This is a genomic window from Methylobacterium organophilum (assembly GCF_022533465.1).
GTDB classification, from domain to species: domain Bacteria; phylum Pseudomonadota; class Alphaproteobacteria; order Rhizobiales; family Beijerinckiaceae; genus Methylobacterium; species Methylobacterium organophilum.
In genome coordinates this window covers 826,738-846,970 of sequence record NZ_CP092848.1, presented here as the reverse complement: position 1 = coordinate 846,970, position 20,233 = coordinate 826,738, and the positions used below count along the sequence as shown (strand labels likewise).

Annotated in this window: 21 protein-coding genes; 14 read left to right on the top strand and 7 right to left on the bottom strand. The window is 71.1% G+C overall.

The window, feature by feature from the left end:
• Nucleotides 1–138: 138 nt before the first annotated feature.
• Nucleotides 139–1,464, top strand: coding sequence for a leucine-rich repeat-containing protein kinase family protein (locus MMB17_RS03840; protein WP_241101128.1), 1,326 nt, complete (start codon nt 139–141; stop codon nt 1,462–1,464).
• A gap of 8 nt (nt 1,465–1,472) precedes the next feature.
• On the opposite strand, the gene fdhD is transcribed toward MMB17_RS03840, so the two are convergent.
• Nucleotides 1,473–2,315 carry a formate dehydrogenase accessory sulfurtransferase FdhD gene (fdhD, locus tag MMB17_RS03835; protein ID WP_241101127.1) on the bottom strand — a complete coding sequence of 281 codons (843 nt, stop codon included), beginning with the start codon at nt 2,313–2,315 and terminating at the stop codon, nt 1,473–1,475.
• A gap of 386 nt (nt 2,316–2,701) precedes the next feature.
• On the opposite strand from fdhD, the gene coxB reads away from it, so the two are divergent.
• The 9 genes from coxB to MMB17_RS03790 all read left to right on the top strand — a co-directional run bounded on the left by coxB (nt 2,702) and on the right by MMB17_RS03790 (nt 10,381).
• Nucleotides 2,702–3,535: a cytochrome c oxidase subunit II gene (gene coxB / locus MMB17_RS03830; protein ID WP_241101126.1), complete on the top strand. Its 834-nt coding sequence runs from the start codon at nt 2,702–2,704 to the stop codon at nt 3,533–3,535.
• A 99-nt stretch (nt 3,536–3,634) separates the two neighbouring features.
• The gene (gene ctaD, locus MMB17_RS03825) at nt 3,635–5,263 is read left to right on the top strand and encodes a cytochrome c oxidase subunit I (RefSeq protein WP_238313239.1); all 1,629 of its coding nucleotides are present in this window, start codon (nt 3,635–3,637) and stop codon (nt 5,261–5,263) included.
• 159 nt (nt 5,264–5,422) lie between these two features.
• Complete coding sequence (locus MMB17_RS03820) at nt 5,423–6,385, top strand: heme o synthase (protein WP_238313237.1); 963 nt, start codon at nt 5,423–5,425, stop codon at nt 6,383–6,385.
• Nucleotides 6,386–6,393: 8 nt separating this feature from the next.
• Complete coding sequence (locus MMB17_RS03815; protein ID WP_238313236.1) at nt 6,394–6,558, top strand: hypothetical protein; 165 nt, start codon at nt 6,394–6,396, stop codon at nt 6,556–6,558.
• Nucleotides 6,559–6,571: 13 nt separating this feature from the next.
• Nucleotides 6,572–7,177, top strand: a complete 606-nt coding sequence (locus tag MMB17_RS03810) for a cytochrome c oxidase assembly protein (protein WP_241101125.1) — start codon at nt 6,572–6,574, stop codon at nt 7,175–7,177.
• Nucleotides 7,178–7,326: 149 nt separating this feature from the next.
• Nucleotides 7,327–8,187 (top strand): cytochrome c oxidase subunit 3, encoded by an 861-nt coding sequence (locus tag MMB17_RS03805; protein ID WP_238313232.1) that lies wholly within the window; start codon nt 7,327–7,329, stop codon nt 8,185–8,187.
• Between the two features lie 156 nt (nt 8,188–8,343).
• Nucleotides 8,344–8,748 carry a DUF983 domain-containing protein gene (locus MMB17_RS03800; protein WP_373325063.1) on the top strand — a complete coding sequence of 135 codons (405 nt, stop codon included), beginning with the start codon at nt 8,344–8,346 and terminating at the stop codon, nt 8,746–8,748.
• Nucleotides 8,749–9,191: 443 nt separating this feature from the next.
• Nucleotides 9,192–9,656 (top strand): MarR family winged helix-turn-helix transcriptional regulator, encoded by a 465-nt coding sequence (locus MMB17_RS03795; protein WP_238313228.1) that lies wholly within the window; start codon nt 9,192–9,194, stop codon nt 9,654–9,656.
• Between the two features lie 266 nt (nt 9,657–9,922).
• On the top strand, nt 9,923–10,381 hold the full coding sequence (locus MMB17_RS03790; protein ID WP_238313226.1) for an NUDIX hydrolase: 459 nt from the start codon (nt 9,923–9,925) through the stop codon (nt 10,379–10,381).
• A gap of 4 nt (nt 10,382–10,385) precedes the next feature.
• Here the strand turns inward: MMB17_RS03790 and MMB17_RS03785 are convergent, their stop codons facing one another.
• Together MMB17_RS03785 and MMB17_RS03780 are read right to left on the bottom strand one after the other, a co-directional pair.
• A complete protein-coding gene (locus MMB17_RS03785) occupies nt 10,386–11,348 on the bottom strand; it encodes an ABC transporter ATP-binding protein (protein WP_241101124.1) in 963 nt (320 codons plus the stop codon).
• Nucleotides 11,349–11,382: 34 nt separating this feature from the next.
• Nucleotides 11,383–11,649 carry a hypothetical protein gene (locus MMB17_RS03780; RefSeq protein WP_238313222.1) on the bottom strand — a complete coding sequence of 89 codons (267 nt, stop codon included), beginning with the start codon at nt 11,647–11,649 and terminating at the stop codon, nt 11,383–11,385.
• Between the two features lie 180 nt (nt 11,650–11,829).
• Between MMB17_RS03780 and MMB17_RS03775 the strand changes: the two genes are divergently transcribed.
• A complete protein-coding gene (locus MMB17_RS03775) occupies nt 11,830–12,177 on the top strand; it encodes a DUF2293 domain-containing protein (protein ID WP_238313220.1) in 348 nt (115 codons plus the stop codon).
• Nucleotide 12,178: 1 nt separating this feature from the next.
• Here MMB17_RS03775 and MMB17_RS03770 read toward each other — a convergent pair whose 3' ends face one another.
• The 3 genes from MMB17_RS03770 to uvrB form a co-directional block, all read right to left on the bottom strand.
• A complete protein-coding gene (locus MMB17_RS03770) occupies nt 12,179–13,057 on the bottom strand; it encodes an aldose 1-epimerase family protein (protein WP_241101123.1) in 879 nt (292 codons plus the stop codon).
• Between the two features lie 63 nt (nt 13,058–13,120).
• Nucleotides 13,121–14,893: an ABC transporter ATP-binding protein gene (locus tag MMB17_RS03765; protein WP_241101122.1), complete on the bottom strand. Its 1,773-nt coding sequence runs from the start codon at nt 14,891–14,893 to the stop codon at nt 13,121–13,123.
• A gap of 224 nt (nt 14,894–15,117) precedes the next feature.
• A complete protein-coding gene (uvrB, locus tag MMB17_RS03760) occupies nt 15,118–17,841 on the bottom strand; it encodes an excinuclease ABC subunit UvrB (protein ID WP_238313217.1) in 2,724 nt (907 codons plus the stop codon).
• Nucleotides 17,842–17,974: 133 nt separating this feature from the next.
• Between uvrB and MMB17_RS03755 the strand changes: the two genes are divergently transcribed.
• A complete protein-coding gene (locus MMB17_RS03755; RefSeq protein ID WP_241101121.1) occupies nt 17,975–18,229 on the top strand; it encodes a type II toxin-antitoxin system Phd/YefM family antitoxin in 255 nt (84 codons plus the stop codon).
• Nucleotides 18,230–18,257: 28 nt separating this feature from the next.
• Here the strand turns inward: MMB17_RS03755 and MMB17_RS03750 are convergent, their stop codons facing one another.
• Entirely contained in the window at nt 18,258–19,163 is a 906-nt protein-coding gene (locus MMB17_RS03750; protein WP_241101120.1) for a LysR family transcriptional regulator, read from the bottom strand.
• A gap of 106 nt (nt 19,164–19,269) precedes the next feature.
• On the opposite strand from MMB17_RS03750, the gene MMB17_RS03745 reads away from it, so the two are divergent.
• Both MMB17_RS03745 and MMB17_RS03740 read left to right on the top strand, forming a co-directional pair.
• Complete coding sequence (locus MMB17_RS03745; RefSeq protein WP_241101119.1) at nt 19,270–19,686, top strand: DoxX family protein; 417 nt, start codon at nt 19,270–19,272, stop codon at nt 19,684–19,686.
• Between the two features lie 11 nt (nt 19,687–19,697).
• Entirely contained in the window at nt 19,698–20,180 is a 483-nt protein-coding gene (locus tag MMB17_RS03740; protein ID WP_241101118.1) for a VOC family protein, read from the top strand.
• The last annotated feature ends 53 nt before the right edge of the window (nt 20,181–20,233 follow it).

Sequence of the window (20,233 nt, the reverse complement as noted above, 5' to 3'; positions counted from 1 at the left end):
CGCCGCCGCCCACCGCCGGCGGGGGCGGGGCGCCCCTTCGCCGCGGGCGGGCATGGCAGCGGGCGGGCGCAGGCCCGCGGGGCGCTCGGGTCGATTTCGGATGTGACAGCAGGGCCTGCCCATGGTCCATGGGAGCCCATGTCGACCGATCAGACCGCCGCGACGCTCGAGGCCCTGCGCCGGGGAGACCTCGCCGGGGCGCGAACGCTCCGCCTGACCGGGCTGTCCGAGGTGCCCCGGGAGCTGTTCGGGCTCGCGGACACGCTCGAAGTGCTCGATCTCGGCGGTGGTACGCTTACCGACTTGCCCGCCGATTTCGGCCGGCTGCGCCGGCTCCGGGTGCTGTTCGGCTCCGGCAACCGTTTCGCGCGGCTGCCGCCGGTGCTGGGCGACTGCCCGGCGCTGAGCCAGGTCGGCTGCCGGGGCGCGGGCCTGCAGGAGGTGCCCGCGGAAGCGCTGCCGCCGGCCCTGCGCTGGCTCACGCTCACCGACAACCGGATCGAGGCCCTGCCGGCGCGCCTCGGCGCCCTGCCGCGGCTGCAGAAGGTGCTGCTGGCGGGCAACCGCCTGCGGGCGCTGCCCGCCAGCCTCGCCGGCGCGCCGAACCTCGAATTGCTGCGCCTGGCCGCCAACGCCTTCGAGGCCCTGCCGCCCTGGCTCGCCGGGATGCCGGCGCTCGCCTGGCTCTCCTGGGCCGGGAACCCGTTCGAGCCCGCGACTCCTCCCGCGGGCGCGCCCGGCATCCCCTGGGCCGATCTGGAGATCGGGCAGTGCCTGGGGGAGGGGGCCTCGGGCCGCGTGCACGGCGCCCTCCGGCGCCAGCCCGACGGGGCCGAGCCCGTGGCGCTCAAGCTGTTCAAGGGCGCGATGACCAGCGACGGGCTCCCGGAGCGGGAGATGGAGGCCTGCCTCGCCGCCGGCCGGCATCCGAACCTCCCGGGCGCCCTCGGGCGGCTGACCGGGCATCCGGAGGGGATGCAGGGGCTCGTCATGCCGCTGCTGCCCGCCTCCTGGCGGGCGCTGGCCGGCCCCCCGAGCCAGGAGAGCTGCAGCCGCGACGTCTACGCGCCGGACCTCGCCCTCGACCCGGCCTCGGCCCTGCGCCTCGCCCGCGCGGCGGCCGCGGCGGCCGCGCATCTGCACGGCCAGGGCCTCCTCCACGGCGACCTCTATGCCCACAACCTGCTCTGGGATGCGCAGGGGGATGGGCAGGGGGGCGCGGCCGTGCTGAGCGATTTCGGCGCCGCTTCCCGCCTTCCGCCCACCCCCGCGGGGGAGGCCTACCGGCGCATCGAGGTGCGTTCCTGGGGGATCCTCCTCGGCGAGCTCCTCGATCGCTGCCGGGAGCCGCCGCCTCGGGAGGCGGCTTTGCGCGCGCTGGAACGGGCCTGCACCCAGCCCGAGGTGGCGGCCCGGCCGACGATGCGGCAGGTCCTCGACGCGCTGCCCGCCGAGGCGGGCTGAGCCCGCCCTCAGGCGCCGCCGGGGATCAGCCGCTCGCCGCCGGCGAAGACCGTCAGGGTGTCGGAGCGGGCGATGGCGCAGAGCGTCATGTCGTGCAGACGGGCCCGCTCCACGGCGAGCGAGGTCGGCGCGGAGATCGCCACGAGGACGGAGGCGCCGAAGGCGGCGGCCTTCTCCGTCATCTCGAAGGAGCAGCGGCTCGTGATCACCAGGAAGCCCCGGTCCGGGTCGGTGCCGGCCCGCATCAGGGCGCCGATCAGCTTGTCGAGGGCGTTGTGGCGGCCGACATCCTCGCGCACGGCTTCCAGGCTCCCGTCGAGGCGCGCCCAGGCGGCGGCGTGCACGGCCCGGGTCTCGCGGTTCAGGCTCTGGCGGTCGCCAAGCGCCGAGAGGGCCGCGGCGATCGCCGGCAGCGTCACGTCAGGCCCGCGTCCGGTGCGGGGCTTGGCCACGGGAAGCGAGGCCAGATCCTCGATGCCGCAGACGCCGCAGCCGGTGCGCCCGCTCATGGCCCGCTTGCGGGCGAGGTGTTCGCGCAGGCGTCCGGGGGCGATGTCGACCACGAGGCGCAGGCCCTCCTCGGCCGCCTCGACCTGCGCGCCGCGCACTTCCGCGGCCGCGGCGACGACGCCCTCCGTCAGGCTGAAGCCGTAGGCGAAATCCTCGAGGTCGCGCGGCGTCGCCATCATCACCGCGTAGGGCACGCCGCCATAGACGAGGTTGACCGGCGTCTCGACGGCGAGCGCCCGGCTGTCCTCCCTCGCCTCCGGCGCGTCGTAGGCGAGGACGAGGGTGGGCACGCGCCGCGACGGCGCCGGGGCGCGGGGGGGCGTCGTCGGTTCCTCGGGCAAGGGCGTCCCTCCATGCGGCGTCGGTTCGACGGTCGGGTCCTGCTTTACCCCGGAGCCCGGGCGGAACGATACTTCCGGGCAGCGCCGCCGGCGCCGGGGGGCGGCATAACGTCCGCCCGCTCACGGAATCGCACCCGCGATCATCCGGCGATCGCTCAATAATTTGCTTTGGAAACGAAAAATCGCCAGCGCTCCGGGAACCGCCACGCTTGTGCGACGCTCAGGCGGTTGCGCATTTGCAATCAGTATGGTTCTACGTCGCGGTCGAGAATCCGGCGGTGTGCCCGCGCACGCCCACCCGGTCCGCCGATCGCCCGGCCTGCATTCTGCATTCAGATGCGGTGCCCACCAATGAAATCAAGGGAACCGGGGAGCCAAAGAGGCCTATGAGGACGGTGAAGCGCCAACATCGGTCGTCGTGGGGAGCCGCCGCCGGCGCCCTTCTCGCCTCCATGGTGCCGGCTTTTGCCGAGCCGGTCGGTCATCCCGAGCGCTGGCAGATGGGCCGTCAGGTCCCCGTCACCGCCGAGGCCGCCGATCTCGCCCTGTTCGAGCACTACCTGCACCTGCTCGCCTTCGGCATCTCGATCTTCGTGCTGGCGCTGCTGGTCTACTGCATCGTCAAGTTCAGCGAGAAGGCGAACCCGCGCCCCTCGCGCACCACGCACAACACCGCCATCGAGGTGGCCTGGACGATCATCCCCGTCCTGATCCTCGTCGCCGTCGCCATCCCCTCGTTCCGCCTGCTGCGCACGCAGCTCTCGGACCCGAAGGCCGACGTGATGGTCAAGGTGATCGGGCATGCCTGGTACTGGTCCTACGAGTACCCGCAGGACGGCGACAAGGGCGGCTTCACCTTCGACGCCAACGTCGACGAGGAGAAGGAGCCCAAGCTCCTCCAGAACGACAACGAGGTGGTCGTTCCGGTGAACAAGGTCGTCAAGGTGCAGGTCACCTCCGGCGACGTGATCCATTCCTGGGCCGTGCCGTCCTTCGGCGGCAAGATCGACGCGATCCCCGGCCGCCTGAACCAGTGGTGGTTCAAGGCCGAGCGGGAGGGGACCTATCACGGCCAGTGCTCGGAGCTCTGCGGCGCCCGCCACGCCTACATGCCGATCACCGTGCGTGTGGTGAGCGAGGAGGCCTACGCCCAGTGGCTCACGGAAGCGAAGACCAAGTTCGCCGCCATCGACGGCGGCACGAAGGTCGCCGCCCGGTAACGAACCGGCCCACGGCCTGAGAGGAGGACCGGCACCCCGCGCGGGTTGCCGGCTCTCATCCCGCGAGATCTAGGAAACACCCGAGCAAGGTCAGCATCGATGGCTACCGCCGCAGCACATGCCGGGCACGACGCCCACCACGATCACAAACCCTCCTTCTTCGTCCGCTGGTTCCTCTCCACGAACCACAAGGACATCGGCACGCTCTACCTGCTGTTCGCCTTCTTCGCGGGCATCATCGGCGCGTTCCTCTCCTTCGGCATCCGCATGGAGATGGAGGAGCCCGGGCTCCAGTACTTCTCCAATCCGGCCACCTACAACGTGTTCGTGACCGGCCACGGCCTCATCATGGTGTTCTTCATGGTGATGCCCGCCCTGATCGGCGGCTTCGGCAACTGGTTCGTCCCGCTGATGATCGGTGCGCCGGACATGGCCTTCCCGCGGATGAACAACATCTCCTTCTGGCTGACGGTCTCGGGCTTCTGCTGCCTGGTCTGCTCGCTGTTCGTCGAGGGCTCGCCCGGCGCCAACGGCGCGGGCACCGGCTGGACGGTCTATCCGCCGCTCTCCTCGTCCTCCGGCCATCCCGGCCCGGCGGTCGATTTCGCGATCTTCTCGCTGCACCTCGCGGGCGCGGGCTCGATCCTCGGCGCGATCAATTTCATTACCACCATCCTGAACATGCGCGCCCCCGGCATGACGCTGCATAAGATGCCGCTCTTCGCCTGGGCCGAGCTCGTCACCGCCTTCCTGCTGCTCCTGTCGCTCCCGGTGCTCGCCGGCGCGATCACGATGCTGCTCGTGGACCGCAACTTCGGCACCACCTTCTTCGACCCGGCCGGCGGCGGCGACCCCGTCCTCTACCAGCACCTGTTCTGGTTCTTCGGTCACCCCGAGGTGTACGTGATGATCCTGCCGGCCTTCGGCATCGTCTCGCACATCATCGCGACCTTCTCGAAGAAGCCGGTCTTCGGCTACCTCGCCATGGCCTATGCCATGGTCGCCATCGGCGTCGTCGGCTTCGTCGTGTGGGCGCACCACATGTACACCGTCGGCCTGTCGCTGCAGACGCAGTCCTATTTCGTCTTCGCGACCATGGTGATCGCGGTCCCGACCGGCGTGAAGATCTTCTCCTGGATCGCGACCATGTGGGGCGGCTCGATCCGCTTCACCGCCGCGATGCACTGGGCGGTGGGCTTCATCTTCCTGTTCACGGTCGGCGGCGTCACCGGCGTCGTGCTCGCCAACTCGGCGGTCGATAAGTACCTGCACGACACCTACTACGTCGTCGCGCACTTCCACTACGTGCTGTCGCTCGGCGCGGTGTTCATCATCTTCGCCGGCGTCTACTACTGGTTCCCGAAGATGACCGGCCACGTCATCCCGGAATGGGCCGGCAAGCTGCACTTCTGGCTGGCCTTCATCGGCGCGAACATCCTGTTCTTCCCGATGCACTTCCTGGGTCTCGCCGGCATGCCGCGTCGCTATGCCGACTACCCGGAGGCCTTCGCGCCCTGGCACAAGGTCGCGACCATGGGCGGCCACATCTTCGCCCTCGGCATGGTCGTGTTCTTCATCGGCATCGTGCTGGCCTTCCGCTCGAAGACCCGCGCCGCGGACAATCCCTGGGGCGAGGGCGCCACGACCCTGGAGTGGACCCTCTCCTCTCCCCCGCCCTTCCACCAGTTCGAGACGCTCCCGAAGATCGTCGACGAGCCGGCGCACTAAGGGACCGACACAACGCGAGGACCGCCCCGGCGGTCCTCGCTCTTTCCGGGTGGCCCCGCGGGGCCGCCCGCAAAGGGCGACGCTTCCGAGATTCGGAAGGGCGCGCGGATTGAGAAAGACGGCCCCCCGGGGCCGACGCTTCGAGAAGCACGTGGGTTCATGACGGTTCTGTCGAACAGCCTCGGTGCCGGCGCGGATCGGCCGGCCTTCGCGCCCGCGATGGGCGCCGCCGGAGGCGAGGTCTCCGATTTCTTCGCCCTGCTGAAGCCGCGGGTGATGGTGCTCGTGATCTTCACGGCCCTCGTCGGCATGGTGGTCTCCCATGCCAGCGTGAACCCGGTCGTGGCCGGCATCTCGCTGCTGATGATCGCCGTGGGCGCCGGCGCCTCGGGCTGCCTCAACATGTGGTGGGACGCCGATATCGATGCGGTGATGACCCGCACCGCCACCCGGCCGATCCCCGCCGGGCGCATCCGCCCCGACGAGGCCCTGGCCTTCGGCATCGTGCTCTCGGTCGGCTCGGTGCTGATCCTGGGGCTCGCCTCGAACTGGCTCGCCGCCGGCCTGCTCGCCTTCACGATCGTCTTCTACGCCGTGATCTACTCGATGTGGCTGAAGCGCGCGACGCCGCAGAACATCGTCATCGGCGGCGCCGCCGGGGCGCTGCCGCCCGTGGTCGGCCAGGCCGCGGTGACCGGCCATGTCGGCATCGAGTCGCTGATCCTGTTCGCGATCATCTTCATCTGGACCCCGCCCCATTTCTGGGCGCTGGCGCTGGTGAAGAGCGGCGAATACGCCAAGGCCGGCATCCCGATGATGCCCAACGTCGCCGGTCCCGACTCCACCCGCCGCCAGATCGTCTGGTACACCCTGCTCCTGGTGCCGCTCGGGCTCGCCCCCGTGGCCCTCGGCTTCGGCGGCTGGCTCTACGGCGTGGTCGGCCTCGTGGGCGGCCTCGGCATGCTGGCCGGCGCGGCGCAGGTCTACCGCCGGCGCGAGGGCGAGGCGGAGCGCAAGGCCGCCATGGGCCTGTTCGGCTTCTCGATCCTCTACCTCTTCGTGCTGTTCTCGGCGCTTCTGGCGGAGCAGGGCCTCGGCCTGTTCCGCGCGGTCCTGGCGTGAGCACGGCCATGTCGAACCTGCCCGAGGGCATCCGCCCGCTCACGCCGGAAGAGGCCAAGGCCCGGCGCAAGCGCTCGGTCGCCATCGCCCTGACGCTCGGCGCGCTCGTCCTGCTGTTCTTCGTGCTGACGATCGCCAAGCTCGGGCCGCAGATCCTCAACCGGCCGCTCTGAGGACGGATCGGCGATGCGCAGCAGCGGGAGCACGGGCAACGGGGCGCGCTGGACGGCGATCGCCTGCGCTGGCGTTGTCCTCGGCATGACCGGGCTCGCCTTCGCCTCGGTGCCGCTCTACGACCTGTTCTGCAAGGCGACGGGCTTCGACGGCACGCCGGTGCGCGGCGTCGCCCCGGGCCTCGCCCTGGCGGACGGCACGGCCAAGCCGCTCACGGTCCATTTCGACACCAACGTCGCCAAGACCCTGTCCTGGAGCTTCCGGCCGGAGACGCGCAGCGTCTCGGCGACGCCCGGCGAGACCAAGACGGTGTTCTTCACCGTGAAGAACAACGGCCTGAAGCCCGCGACCGGTATCGCGACCTTCAACGTGCAGCCCGACCTGATGGGCGCCTACTTCGTGAAGGTGGAGTGCTTCTGCTTCAGCGAGCACACGCTGCAGCCGGGCGAGAGCATGGATTTCCCGCTGGTCTTCTACGTCGATCCCAAGCTGCGCCGCGACCCCGATATCGGCGGCCTCGACGAGATGACCCTGTCCTACACCTACTTCGCCTCGAAGAACGGGGCGCCCGCCGCGGATACGGCGAGCGTGGAGGCGGGGGAGCGGAAGAACTTCTGACGCGGGGCGATTCCTTTCGCGCCAAGCGTGACAACAGCTTCCCGACCGCGATAGTGGTCGGGCCGGAAAGGCGGGGAACCCCGCCGCAACGAAGAGAACGGGACCGGTGCCGCGGGCGGCCGGAGCCGGGGGTGAGGAGAGCGACGACGATGGCCGAGGCCCACGCCAAGAACCACGACTACCACATCATCAATCCGAGCCCGTGGCCCCTGATCGGCGCGTTCTCCGGCTTCCTGATGGCCTTCGGCGCGGTCTTCTGGATGAAGAGCCTGACGCTCGGCAACCTCGCCGTCGGCCCCTACATCTTCGGCGCCGGCACCCTCGGCGTGCTCTACACCATGCTGTCCTGGTGGAAGGACGTCGCCCACGAGGCCAATAGCGGCGACCACACCCGCGTCGTGCAGCTGCACCACCGCTACGGCATGATCATGTTCATCGCCTCCGAGGTGATGTTCTTCGTGGCCTGGTTCTGGGCCTATTTCGAGGCGGCCCTCTACACCGCCGACCCGATCCAGGCGACCCGCGTCGAGTTCACCGGCGGCGTCTGGCCGCCCAAGGGCATCGAGGCCTTCGATCCTTGGCACCTGCCGCTGCTCAACACGCTGATCCTGCTCACCTCCGGCACCACCGTGACCTGGGCCCACCACGCCCTGCTGCACGGCGACCGCAAGGGCCTCAAATACGGCCTGTGGCTGACGATCATCCTCGGCGTGCTGTTCACCGCCTGCCAGGCCTACGAGTACAGCCACGCCCATTTCGGCTTCTCGGGCAGCATCTACTCGTCGACCTTTTTCATGGCGACGGGCTTCCACGGCGCCCACGTCATCATCGGCACGATCTTCCTCGCCGTCTGCCTGCTGCGCGCCTACAAGGGCGACTTCACGCCCAAGCAGCACCTCGGCTTCGAGTTCGCCGCCTGGTACTGGCACTTCGTCGACGTGGTCTGGCTGTTCCTGTTCGCCGCCATCTACGTTTGGGGCTCGGGCGTCGGCCACGCCGCCCACGGCTGAGCGCAGCCTGATCCCACGGACGACGGAAGGGGCGGCGCGAGCCGCCCTTTTTCATGCGCGGGGCGCCGTTGCGCCCTGCGACGTTCCGCCGGGACCGGGCGGATGCGATATCGGGTCCGCTGGCGGACCGTTTCGTCGTGCCGGGAGGTTCCCGGGATGGGTCGCCTGGTCTTCCGGAGTTCGAACGACGTGACACGCCCCATCGCCAACGAGCCGCCTCCGATCCCGACGGGCCTGCGCGGGCGCTGCCCCCGTTGCGGCGAGGGGCACATGTTCAAGGGCTATCTCAGCTTCCGCCCCACCTGCGAGGTCTGCGGGCAGGATTTCTCCGCCTTCGATTCCGCGGACGGGCCGGCCTTCTTCGTGATGTCGATCGTCGGCGCGGTCGTGGTCGCCACCGCCCTCTGGCTGGAGATCACCTACGAGCCGCCGATGTGGCTGCATGCGGCGGTGGCGGGCACGCTCTCGATCGGCCTCAGCCTGCTCCTGGTGCGGCCGCTGAAGGGCCTGCTGGCGGCTCTCCAGTTCCACAACAAGGCCGCCGAGGGGCGCTTCCGCTAGAGCGCTCTCCGCCGACCTGGACACCGGTTCGGCGTGCGCGCGCGCGTCACGACAGCGGCTCTCGAAGGCCTCGGGTCGGCGCCAGGGCTGCCGCCCTTGCGCGGCGCCCTGGCAGTCTCTTGCCGGTCCTGGACCGGCAGGCGAGGGAACGCGCCGCCGGATGCGCCATTTTATCCCGGTCAGGATGAGGAATATTTCGTCATTCTCCCCGGCCCAGCTCCGGCGGCGGTTGCGCCTGGGGAGGTTTCGCGCCAGTTTCTAAGAAAAGTTTCCAGAGGATGCGGCGGAATGTTCCGGCAGATGGCGTGCCGTTTCCCGTCCGCTATCATGCGTGATCGGTGTTGCGGCCGGTTGCGCGCCGCCGAGCTTCGCGCCGCCGCGCGGCCTGCCACGGATGGGCACGCGGCCGGAGCCTCGGGTCGTCGAAGGGCGGGGTTTGGACAGTGAACGCTCCGAAGGAATCGGCAGAGACGCTGAGAGACCCTCTGCTGCTCGACAACCAGCTCTGCTACGCCCTCTACGCCGCCGCCCATCGGATGACGAAGTCGTACCGTCCGATGCTGGAGCGGATGGGCCTGACCTATCCGCAATATCTCGTGCTGCTGGTGCTCTGGGAGAGCGACGGCATCACCGTCTCCGATATCGGGCGCCGGCTGCGGCTCGATTCCGGCACGCTCACCCCCGTGCTGAAGCGCCTGGAGGGCTCCGGCCTGCTGCTGCGCAGCCGCCGGCAGTCCGACGAGCGCGAGGTCGAGATCGCGCTCACCCCGAAGGGGCGCGACCTGCGCTCCGAGGCCCTCGCCGTCCGCCAGGCGGTCATGTGCCAGCTGCATCTCACGGAGCCGGAGATCCAGGCCATGCGCGCCGATCTCAACGCCCTCATCGACAGCCTGAGCATGGCGGGGTGACCGGGCGGCCTTGGCAAGCCGCGCCAATGTTGATTTGCCGGTTAAGGATCTCTTGAGGAAGAGGCTCGACCTCGGCTAGTGGTGCGTCGCGGTGGGGATGTCTCGCATCGCGCCGTCCGGCTGATCTCCCGCTTCGCCCCGCCGATGATTCATCGCAAAGTTGCAGAGGCCTGCCTCCTCTCAGTGCCGGGCTCCTCCTCCCTCGTCCGGGCGCACCCTCTTGTGTCCGGAAGCGAACCGTTGCGTCATCGGCTCGTTGACCTGCGATGACGGCAGGGTTGATCTCGATCGAGCGAGAGGCCCGGCGGCAGGTGGGGGCGCTGCCCTATCGCCGCACGGCTGAAGGCGGCCTCGAAATTCTCCTCGTGACCTCTCGGGAGAGCCGGCGCTGGGTCATCCCCAAGGGCTGGCCGATGAAGGGCCGCAAGCCCTACGAGGCCGCCGCGCAGGAGGCCTACGAGGAGGCGGGACTCCTCGGGCATATCGGCAAGCGCGCCCTCGGCTACTACTTCTACGAGAAGCGGCTCAAGAACCGGGATTCGGTGCTCTGCCAGGTCCGAGTCTATCCCCTCGAGGTGCGCCGGCAACTCAAGAAATGGCCCGAGCAGGACCAGCGCGACGGCCGCTGGTTCTCCCCGTCGGAGGCCGCCGAGGCCGTGGTCGAGGCGGGGCTCGCGGGCATCATCCGCGCCGCCTGCAAGCGCGATTCCGGCATGCTGGCCTGAGAGCTCAGCCTGTCTCTTCGGTCGTGGCGGGAGGCGCGAAGGCCGCCCTCCGGATCGCGGCCAGGGTGATGAGCCGGGGCGTGCCCGGCGGCCCGGAGAGGGGCAGGCGATCGCGCCCCGTGGCCAGCATCCGCGAGAGCGCGTCCCGCAGGGAGGCCTCGGGCCTAGTCTCCGGCCCGCCTTCGGCCGAGCCCGGCTCGGCCCAGTCGCCGCAGGGCAGCAGGGCGAGGCGGCGCAGGGCCCGGTCCTGCCCGAGGAAGTCCGCCACGAAGCCGTCCGCCGGGGCGGCGAGCAGATCCGCGGGGGGCGCCGCCTGGACGAGGCGCCCCTCGCGCATCAGCGCGATCCGGTCGCCCATCAGCAGGGCCTCGCCGATGTCGTGGGTGACGATCAGTACCGTCTTGTGCAGCCGCGCCAGGATCGCCCCGATCTCGGCCTGGAGCCGGCCGCGGGCGACGGGATCCACGGCCCCGAAGGGCTCGTCCATCAGCAGGATCGGCGGGTCTGCGGCGAGGGCCCGGGCTACGCCCACCCGTTGGCGCTGGCCGCCCGAGAGGGCCTCGGGCCGGCGGTCGCGATAGGTCGCGGGATCAAGCCCGACGAGGTCGAGCATGGCGTCGACCCGCGCGTCGATCCGGCGCCGTGGCCAGCCGAGCAGCTTGGGCACGGTGGCGACGTTCTGCGCGACGCTCCGGTGCGGGAACAGGCCGATGCCCTGCAGCACGTAGCCGATGCCCCGGCGCAGGATGACGGGATCGAGGCCGGCGACGTCCCGGCCCCCGACGAGCACCCGGCCGGCATCCGGCTCGACGAGCCGGTTGACCAGGCGCAGCGTCGTCGATTTGCCGCAGCCGGACGGCCCGATCAGCACGCAGGTGCTGCCCTCGGGGATGACGAGGTCGAGGGCGGCGACGGCGGCGTGCGCGGCGCCGGGAAACCGCTTCGAGGCGCCCTCGAACCGGATCACGGCGCGGTGTCGCCGGCCGCCCGCGGCGACTCCCTCAGCAGCCCTTGCAGATCGAGCCCATGGTGCGCTGCATGCGCTGGTCCCAGGCCTTGTTGCGCGTCTCGGCCGCCTTCTGCGCCTTCAGCATCGCCGCCTCGCTCTCCGGCTTCAGGGCGCCGGTCCGGGGGCTCGCCGGGGGCATCACCCGGCCGGTCGAGGAGACGTTGCGTCCGGAGGGCGGGCTCGCGGGCACGGTCTCCGCCAGCGCGGGGGAGGCGGCGAGCAGCGCGGCCGCGGCGAGGAGGGCGATCCGGTCAATCATCGGCCAGTCCGAGCTGTCGTGATGGGAAGAGCGCGGGCGTCTGCAACCACGCGAGAGCGCCATGCCCCGGGCAGGGACTCGGGGCATGACGTCTCCGGGCATGAGGTGACATCGCGCCCGGCGCCGCGCAAGATCGGCCGCCGGTCCGATCGCTCCCTCGGCACCGGCAGGAGGAGCCGCATGACCGATTCCGCCGCCCCTCCGCCGGGCCGACGCGTGGCCCTGGAGCATGCTCTGGCCCGACTCGCCCCCCGCCTGCCGGATTTCGAGCGCGAGGCGATCCTCGACCGGGCGCTGGCGAGCCCCGGCCTGCGCCGGGCGGTTCCGGAGACGGCGGCCTGGCTCGCCCTCGTGGCCTTCGCCCGCCACGTCTTCACCGAGTACGACGCTCTGCTCGACGAGGGCTACGACCGCGACAGCGCCCGTCATTTCGTCCTCGACGACCTCAACGACGCGCTGGCGGAATGGGGCGTGCGCCGCCGCCTCAGCGAGGAGCCGGAGGCGAGCGAGGCCGAGGCGGAGGCCTGATCTATCCTTCGAGGGACAGCCCCACCCCGTGATGCGCCCGGCCGCCCGGGGGCAGCAGGCGCTGGGAATCGCGCTCCGCCAGCTCGCCCGAGAAATCCGACCAGTCGGCATGGCCGGTCCAGCATTCGAGGGAGAGGAAGGGCGCGGTCGGCTTGGTCCAGAGGGCGAGATGGGGAAAGTCCTCCACCGCCATGGCGATGGCCCGGCCGCCTGGCCCGACGAAGCGCAGGGTGCGGCTCGCGGCGTTGCGGAACACCAGGGCCTCGATGAAGACCGCCGGATCGAGGGGCAGGATCGCGCCGTCGAGGGGCGCCGGCCGCTCGCGGCGCAGGAGCAGGCCGCCGGGCCCCACCTCCGGCACGAAGGGCCGCTCCGGTGCCTCGAAGGCGACGTGGTAGCCGCCGCCGGCCCGGCGCTCGCCCCCGGCGAAGGGCCAGGGGAAGGCGGGGTGGAAGCCCAGGGCGTAGGGCAGCGGCTCCGCGCCGGGATTGGCGACGGCGATCGCGAAATCCAGCCCGCCGGGCCGGATCCGCGCCGCGATGTCGAGCTGGAAGGCGAAGGGGAAATGCGCCCGCGTGGCGGCATCGTCGGTCAGGCGCAGGCGCACCCGGTCCTCCGCCTGCTCGACGACGGAGAAGGCGGCGTCCCGGGCGAAGCCGTGCTGGGGCATCGGATAGGTCTGGCCCCCGACGCGGATCGCCGCGTCGGCCGAGGCGCCGACCACGGGAAACAGCCAGGGGGCGTGGCGATTCCAATGGGCGGGGTCGCCGTGCCAGAGATACTCCTGGCCCCCGACCTGCCAGGAGACGGGCTCCGCGCCCCGCAGGGCGATCCGCGCCGTGCCGCCGTCGCCCGCCCGGATCTCGACCGTTTCGCCCATCGCCTGCCCCGCTGGTTCCCCCGGAGGAATAGCGGGCCGGGGCGCCCCAGGCCAGCCGCCGGTTCAGGCGCGGCGCGTCTCTGCCAAGGGGGCAAGCTCGGGGGCGACGGCCTCCAGGGGGCCGGAGGCGACGAGGCGCCCGGCATCGAGGACATGCACCACGTCGACATGGCGCAGCGAGGTCAGCCGGTGCGCGACCATGATCAGGGTGCGGGTGCCCGAAAGCGCCTGGAGCGCCGCGATCACGGCGGCCTCCGTCTCCCCGTCGAGGGCGCTCGTGGCCTCGTCGAACACGATCACGTCCGGGTCGTGGTAGAGGGCGCGGGCGATGCCGATGCGCTGGCGCTGGCCGCCGCTGAGCCGCGCGCCGCGCTCGCCCACGCCGGTGGCGTAGCCCTGCGGCAGGGTGGCGATGACGTCGTGGATGCCGGCGAGCCGCGCCGCCCGCTCCAGAGCCGCCGGGTCGCGCTCCTCCGCCGGCACGCCGAGGGCGATGTTCTCGGCGATGGTCCCGTCGATCAGGAACACGTCCTGCGGCACGTAGCCGATCCGGTTCTGCCAGGCCGGTAGGCTGTCGGCGTCGAGCACGCGCCCGTCGACGAGGAGGCGGCCCCGCGTCGGGGCGACGATGCCGAGGAGCAGCCCGATCAGCGTCGACTTGCCCGAGCCGGTGCGGCCGACGAGGCCGATGGCGCCGTGGGCGGGGATGGTCAGGTCCAGCCCCATCAGGGTCGGCCGGCCCGGCTCGTAGTCGAAGCCGACGCCCTCGAAGCGGATCTCCCGGGCGAAGGGCAGCCGCTCGGCGGTGCGCGGCCGGGGCTCGCGCTCGCCCTGCAGCGCCTCCACGATCACCCGCACCCCCGGCAGGTGGAAGCGCAGCTGCGCGATCGACACGAAGATGTTCTGGAAGGCCGGCAGCATCCGATAGCCGGCGAAGGCGAACAGGCCGAGGAGCGGCAGCAGCCCGGCGGTGTCGAGCCCCTGATGCAGGGCGAACAGCACGACGACGATGACGCCGCCGAAGGCCAGGGACTCGATCACGAAGCGCGGCATCTGCCCGGTGAGCAGGCTCTCCGCCACCGCCCGGGCATAGGCGCGGGCCGGCGGGTCGAAGGCCGCCGCGAAGCGGGCCTCGCGGCCGTAGAGCTTGAGCTCCGTCAGGGCGCCGAAGGTCTCCTGCACCACCCGGTAGCGCCGCTCGTTGCCCGAGACCGCCCGGGCGCCGAGCTTGGCGAGCCGGGCCCGCATCACGAGGTAGATCAGCACGTAGAGGCCGCCGAAGCCGCCGCCGAGGATCAGGGCGAGCTTGGGCTGGTAGACGATCAGGAACAGCACCACCGCGAGCGCCGAGGCGCCCCGGGAGACCAGCACCATGGTCGGCGTCAGCACGCCGACGACCATGCGGTCGGTCTCGCTCAGCACGTTCTTGGCGAGCTCGGCGCTGTTGGCCCGGGCGAAGAACAGCCGCTCCCGGTCGACGTAGCGGGCGAGCAGGCGCCGGGCGAAGCCGTAGCCGGTCAGGTGCGAGAACAGGAGCTGCGCGAAGGTCAGCCCCGCATTGATCAGGCTGGTGGCCAGGATCGCGAGGAGCGCCGCGAGCCCGGTGACGAGCAGGAAGCTGCGGTCGTCGGTAAGCCCGAGCCCGTCGCGGATCGCCGTGAGATAGGGGATGCGGCCGGCGGCCGCCGGGTCCCCGACCAGGGTCAGGAACGGCACCACCGAGGCGACGCCCACCACCTCGAACAGGGCGGCGACGGCGAGCCCGAGCAGGATGAGGGCGAGCTGCCGGCGCTCGTGCGGCCGCATGGCGCGCACGAGATCGAGAAGCGTCCTCATGCGGGCATCGATGCCGGACGGCATCCCGGCGGAGAAGGGGCGGAAAGACCAGACACCGTGAGGCCCGTCGGCTGAGGCGGATCCCGCCGGAGCGTGGACCGGCTCGGCAGGGCGGCGGAGGATGATGGCGGACCGGGACCCGGGCCGGCGCACCCTGCTCGTGAAGGCGCCGTTCTAGGCGCCCCGGCGGGGCGATGTCCATGCCGCCCGGCGGGCGCCCGCCTCTATCCCCGCTTGCGGCCGCCGCCGCCCTTGTAGCGCGGCTTCTGGCCGCCGAGCCCCTGGGTCGAGCGGGCCTTGGGCCGCTCCTGCCAGGTCGGGGAGGGCAGGGCGCCCCCCACCGGCAATTCGCGGTCCGTGCCCGGCCCCATATTGTCGAGGGTCGGCTTGGCGATGCGGGAGCGGCCCTTCTCGCCGTAGCGGCCCGCCTCGCGCTCGATGGCGCCCTGATGGGCCATGGGATCGTCGGCGACCAGCAGCTCGGTCGCCTGCAGCCGCTTGAGCTCGTCGCGCAGGCGCGCAGCCTCCTCGAAGTCGAGATCGGCGGCGGCCGCCCGCATGCGCTTCTCGAGATCGGCCATGACCGCCTTGAGATTGTGCCCGACGGTGATCGCGTCCTTGGCCAGTCCCGTATCGACGCGGACGTGATCGCGCTCGTAGACGCTCTCCAGGATGTCGGCGATGCCGCGCTTGACCGATTGCGGCGTGATGCCGTGCTCGGCGTTGTAGGCGAGCTGCTTCTGGCGGCGCCGCTCGGTCTCCGCCATCGCCCGCTCCATCGAGCCGGTGATGCTGTCCGCGTAGAGGATGCAGCGGGCCTCCGCGTTGCGGGCCGCGCGGCCGATGGTCTGGATCAGCGAGGTCTCCGAGCGCAGGAATCCCTCCTTGTCGGCGTCGAGGATCGCGACAAGGGCGCATTCCGGGATGTCGAGGCCCTCGCGCAGCAGGTTGATGCCGATCAGCACGTCGAAGGCGCCGAGGCGCAGGTCGCGGATGATCTCGATGCGCTCCAGGGTGTCGATGTCCGAGTGCATGTAGCGCACCCGCACGGAGTTCTCGTGCAGGTACTCGGTCAGGTCCTCGGCCATGCGCTTGGTCAGGGTGGTGACCAGGGTCCGGTAGCCGGCCTGGGCCACCGCGCGGACCTCTCCCAGAAGGTCGTCCACCTGGGAGCGGGCCGGGCGGATTTCGATCACCGGATCGACCAGCCCGGTCGGGCGGATCACCTGCTCGGCGAAGACGCCCTCGGTGCGCTCCATCTCCCACTTGCCCGGCGTGGCCGAGACGTGGACCGACTGGGGCCGCATCGCGTCCCATTCCTCGAAGCGGAGCGGCCGGTTGTCGAGGCAGGAGGGCAGGCGGAAGCCGTATTCGGCCAGCGTCGCCTTGCGGCGGAAGTCGCCCCGATACATGCCGCCGATCTGCGGCACGGTGACGTGGCTCTCGTCGGTGAAGACGAGGGCGTTGTCCGGCAGGTACTCGAACAGGGTCGGCGGCGGCTCGCCGGGCTTCCGCCCGGTGAGATAGCGCGAGTAGTTCTCGATGCCGTTGCAGGCGCCGGTGGCCTCGATCATCTCGATGTCGAAGGTGCAGCGCTGCTCCAGCCGCTGCGCCTCGATCAGGCGGCCCATCTTGGTCAGCTCGGCGACGCGCAGCCGCAGCTCCTCCTTGATGCCCTTGATCGCCTGCTGCAGCGTCGGGCGCGGCGTGACGTAGTGCGAGTTGGCGTAGACCTTCACGAACTTCAGCTCGTTGATCTTCTTGCCGGTCAGCGGATCGAACTCGACGATGGATTCGACCTCGTCGCCGAACAGGCCGATGCGCCAGCCGCGATCCTCCAAGTGGGCCGGCCACAGCTCGATCACGTCGCCGCGCACCCGGAAGGTGCCGCGGGCGAAATCGGACTGGATCCGCTTGTATTGCAGCGCCACGAGGTCGGCGATGAGCTGGCGCTGCTCGATGCGCTCGCCCAGCGACACGGTGAAGGACATCGCCGTGTAGGTCTCGACCGAGCCGATACCGTAGATGCAGGACACCGAGGCCACGATGATCACGTCGTCTCGCTCCAGCAGAGCGCGGGTGGCGGCGTGGCGCATGCGGTCGATCTGCTCGTTGATCGAGCTTTCCTTCTCGATAAACGTATCGGAGCGCGGGACATAAGCCTCGGGCTGGTAATAATCGTAGTAGGAGACGAAGTACTCGACCGCATTGTCCGGGAAAAAGCTCTTGAACTCGCCGTAGAGCTGCGCGGCCAACGTCTTGTTCGGGGCCAGGATCAGGGCCGGGCGCTGGGTCTCCTCGATCACCTTGGCCATGGTGAAGGTCTTGCCCGAGCCGGTGACGCCGAGCAGCACCTGGTCGCGCTCCTGCTGCCTCACGCCGGCCACCAGGTCGGCGATGGCGGTGGGCTGGTCGCCGGCGGGAGTGAACTCGGATTTCAGCGTGAACTTCACGCCGCCTTCCGATTTCTGCGGCCGCTCGGGCCGGTGCGGCACCCAGGCCTGGCCGTTCTTGAAGAGCGGGTTGCCCTCGGTGAGCAGCTTCTCCAGCGCCTCCACCGTGGCCGAGACGCCCTCGGTGGCGAGCGACGGCGCGTCCTCGTCGGGCGCGGGCGCCGTCTCCGGGGCCGGCCCGTCGTCGGGGGGTGTCAGGCCGAGGGCCTGGGCCAGATGCGGGTCGATCTCGGCGGCGTCGTCGCGCAGGGTGAATCCCGCCTGCGGCGCCTCGGCGAAGCCCTCCGCCCGCCCGGACGCGGCGGCCTTCCGGCCCCGCCCCTTGCCCGCGGCGGGTGCAGGCTCGGCCACCTTCAACCGCTCGCGATTCAGCGCCGGGTTGAGCAGGGCCGCGAGATGCTCGTCGAGCGGCTTCAGCTCGGGCTTGTCGGCCTTGGCCGCGGCGGAACGCGCCTTGGGGCTCGGCTTGGCGCTGGGCTTCTTCGGAGTCGGCATGGGCTGAATATGGGCTCGACCGGAGGGATGAGGAAGACGGGTCAAACCGTTTCAGTCCCCGTCTTGCCGAGACTTCCGCCCGAACTACCGTTCCCTTGTTCAGGATATGCGCGTTGGCGAGGGAAGGGCCGTCATGAAAACGGTCAGCCTTCAGGAGGCTGAGGCGGATCTGCCGCGCCTCGTCGAGCAGGCCGCCCGCGGCGAGCCCTTCGTGATCACGAAGGGCGGCCGGCCGCTGGTGCGCGTCGTGCCCGAGACGGCCGACGCTCCGCGGACCCGGCGCATCGGCTTCCTCGCGGGGAAGATCTCGGTTCCGGACGATTTCGACACCCTCCACCAGGAGGAGATCATCCGGCTGTTCGAGGGTGAGCCCGACGCGCCGCGCTGACCGGTCGCCGGCGGCGCGGGGCGTTGCCTCACGCCGGCAGGGCGAGGTCCCGGTCCCAGTGAGGCTCGCCCTCGAAGCGGCGGACGAGGAAGGCGAGGAAGGCGCGGGTCTTGGCCGGGCGCCGGCCCGGCGGCATCAGCGCGGAGATCGGGAGGATGGGGGTGGGCGCGCCGAGATCGAGGGCGACGAGCCGCCCCGCCCGCAGGGCGTCCCCCACCAGGAAGGTCGGCTGGTAGACGAGGCCCTGGCCAGCGATCGCCGCCGCCACCAGGGCCGCGCCGTTGGGCGCGCGCAGGTTGCCCGAGACCGCGTAGGTCCGATCGCCGAAGCGCCAGCCGCCCGCATCGGCGAGGGTGTAGCTGAGGCAATTGTGGTCCTTCAGCGCCTCGGGCCGGTGCGGCGTGCCGTGCCGGGCGAGGTAATCGGGTGCGGCGCAGACCGCGATGCGGCAGGGCGCCAGGGTGCGGGCGATCAGGCTCGAATCGCCGAGCGCCCCGATCCGCACGGCGAGGTCCCAGCCCTCCTCGATCAGGTCGACACGCCGGTCGTTCAGGCCCAGCTCCACGCTCACCGCCGGATGCGCGGCGGCGAAGGCGGCGAGCGCCGGGGCGATCTCCCGCACGCCGAAGGAGAGGGGCACGTTGAGCCGCAGCGTCCCGCGGGCCTCCACCGCCTCCGCGCCCGCCACCGCCTCGGCTTCGGCGATCTCGGCGAGGATGCGCTCGCAGGCCTCCCCATAGGCCCGGCCCGCCTCCGTCAGGGTCAGGCGGCGGGTCGAGCGGTGCAGCAGCCGCGTGCCGAGCCGCGCCTCCAGGGCCGCGACATGCTTGGTCACCCCGGTCTGCGACAGGCCGAGCGCCCGGCCGGCGGCGGAGAAGCTGCCCAGGGCCGCTACCCGCGCGAACACTTGCATCCCGGTCACGCGGTCGAGCACGGCGTCATCTTACTCCAGTAGAGTGAGATGAATGGAGAAATCGGCGGATTATCGCAAGCGCCGGCATGGGGCACGATCTCTCTATCGCAAACGGACCCGTTCGACCATGACCACCGCCCTCACCACCACCACCGACACCCGCACCGCCCCCTATGCCGCGCTCCTGCTGCGGCTGACCCTGGGCGGGCTGTTCCTGGCCCATGCCGGGCTGAAGCTGTTCGTGTTCACCCCCGCCGGCACGGCGGCCTTCTTCGGCTCCCTCGGCCTGCCGCCGGCCCTCGGCTACGCGGTGATCGCCGCGGAGGCAGCCGGCGGCCTCGCCCTCATCCTCGGCCTCTATGCCCGCTGGGTGGCCCTCGCCCTGATCCCGATCCTCGTCGGCGCCATCGTCACCGTGCACGGCGCCAACGGCTTCTTCGCTCAGAACCCGGGCGGCGGCTGGGAATTCGCCGGCTTCTGGGCGGTGATGCTCCTGGTCCAGGCCGGGCTCGGCAGCGGCCCCTACGCCCTGCGCCGCGGCTGAGGGGGGCGGCGATGAGCGCGCCCATCCATCCGGAGACCCGCATCGGCCACGTCCATCTCAAGGTGGCCGATCTGGAGCGGGCGCTCGGCTTCTATTGCGGCGTGCTCGGCTTCACGCTGATGCAGCGCTACGGCAGCCAGGCGGCCTTCGTCTCGGCCGGCGGCTACCACCACCATATCGGCCTCAACACCTGGGAGAGCGCCGGCGGTCCCCCGCCGGCCCCGGGCACCACCGGCCTCTACCACGTCGCCATCCTCTACCCGAGCCGGGCTGCCCTCGCCGACGCCCTCCGCCGCCTCGACGCCGCCGGCATTCCCCTCGACGGGGCGAGCGACCACGGCGTCTCCGAGGCGCTCTATCTGCGCGACCCCGACGGCAACGGCGTGGAGCTCTACCGCGACCGCCCGGAGCCCGAATGGCCGCGGGACGAAGCCGGCCACCTCGCCATGGTCACCCGCCGCCTGGATCTCGCCGGACTGCGCGCCGAACCTTGAGGGCCGTGCCTGCTCAAAGCGCGCGAAAGGGCGTCATCGCCGCGACGGCTCGG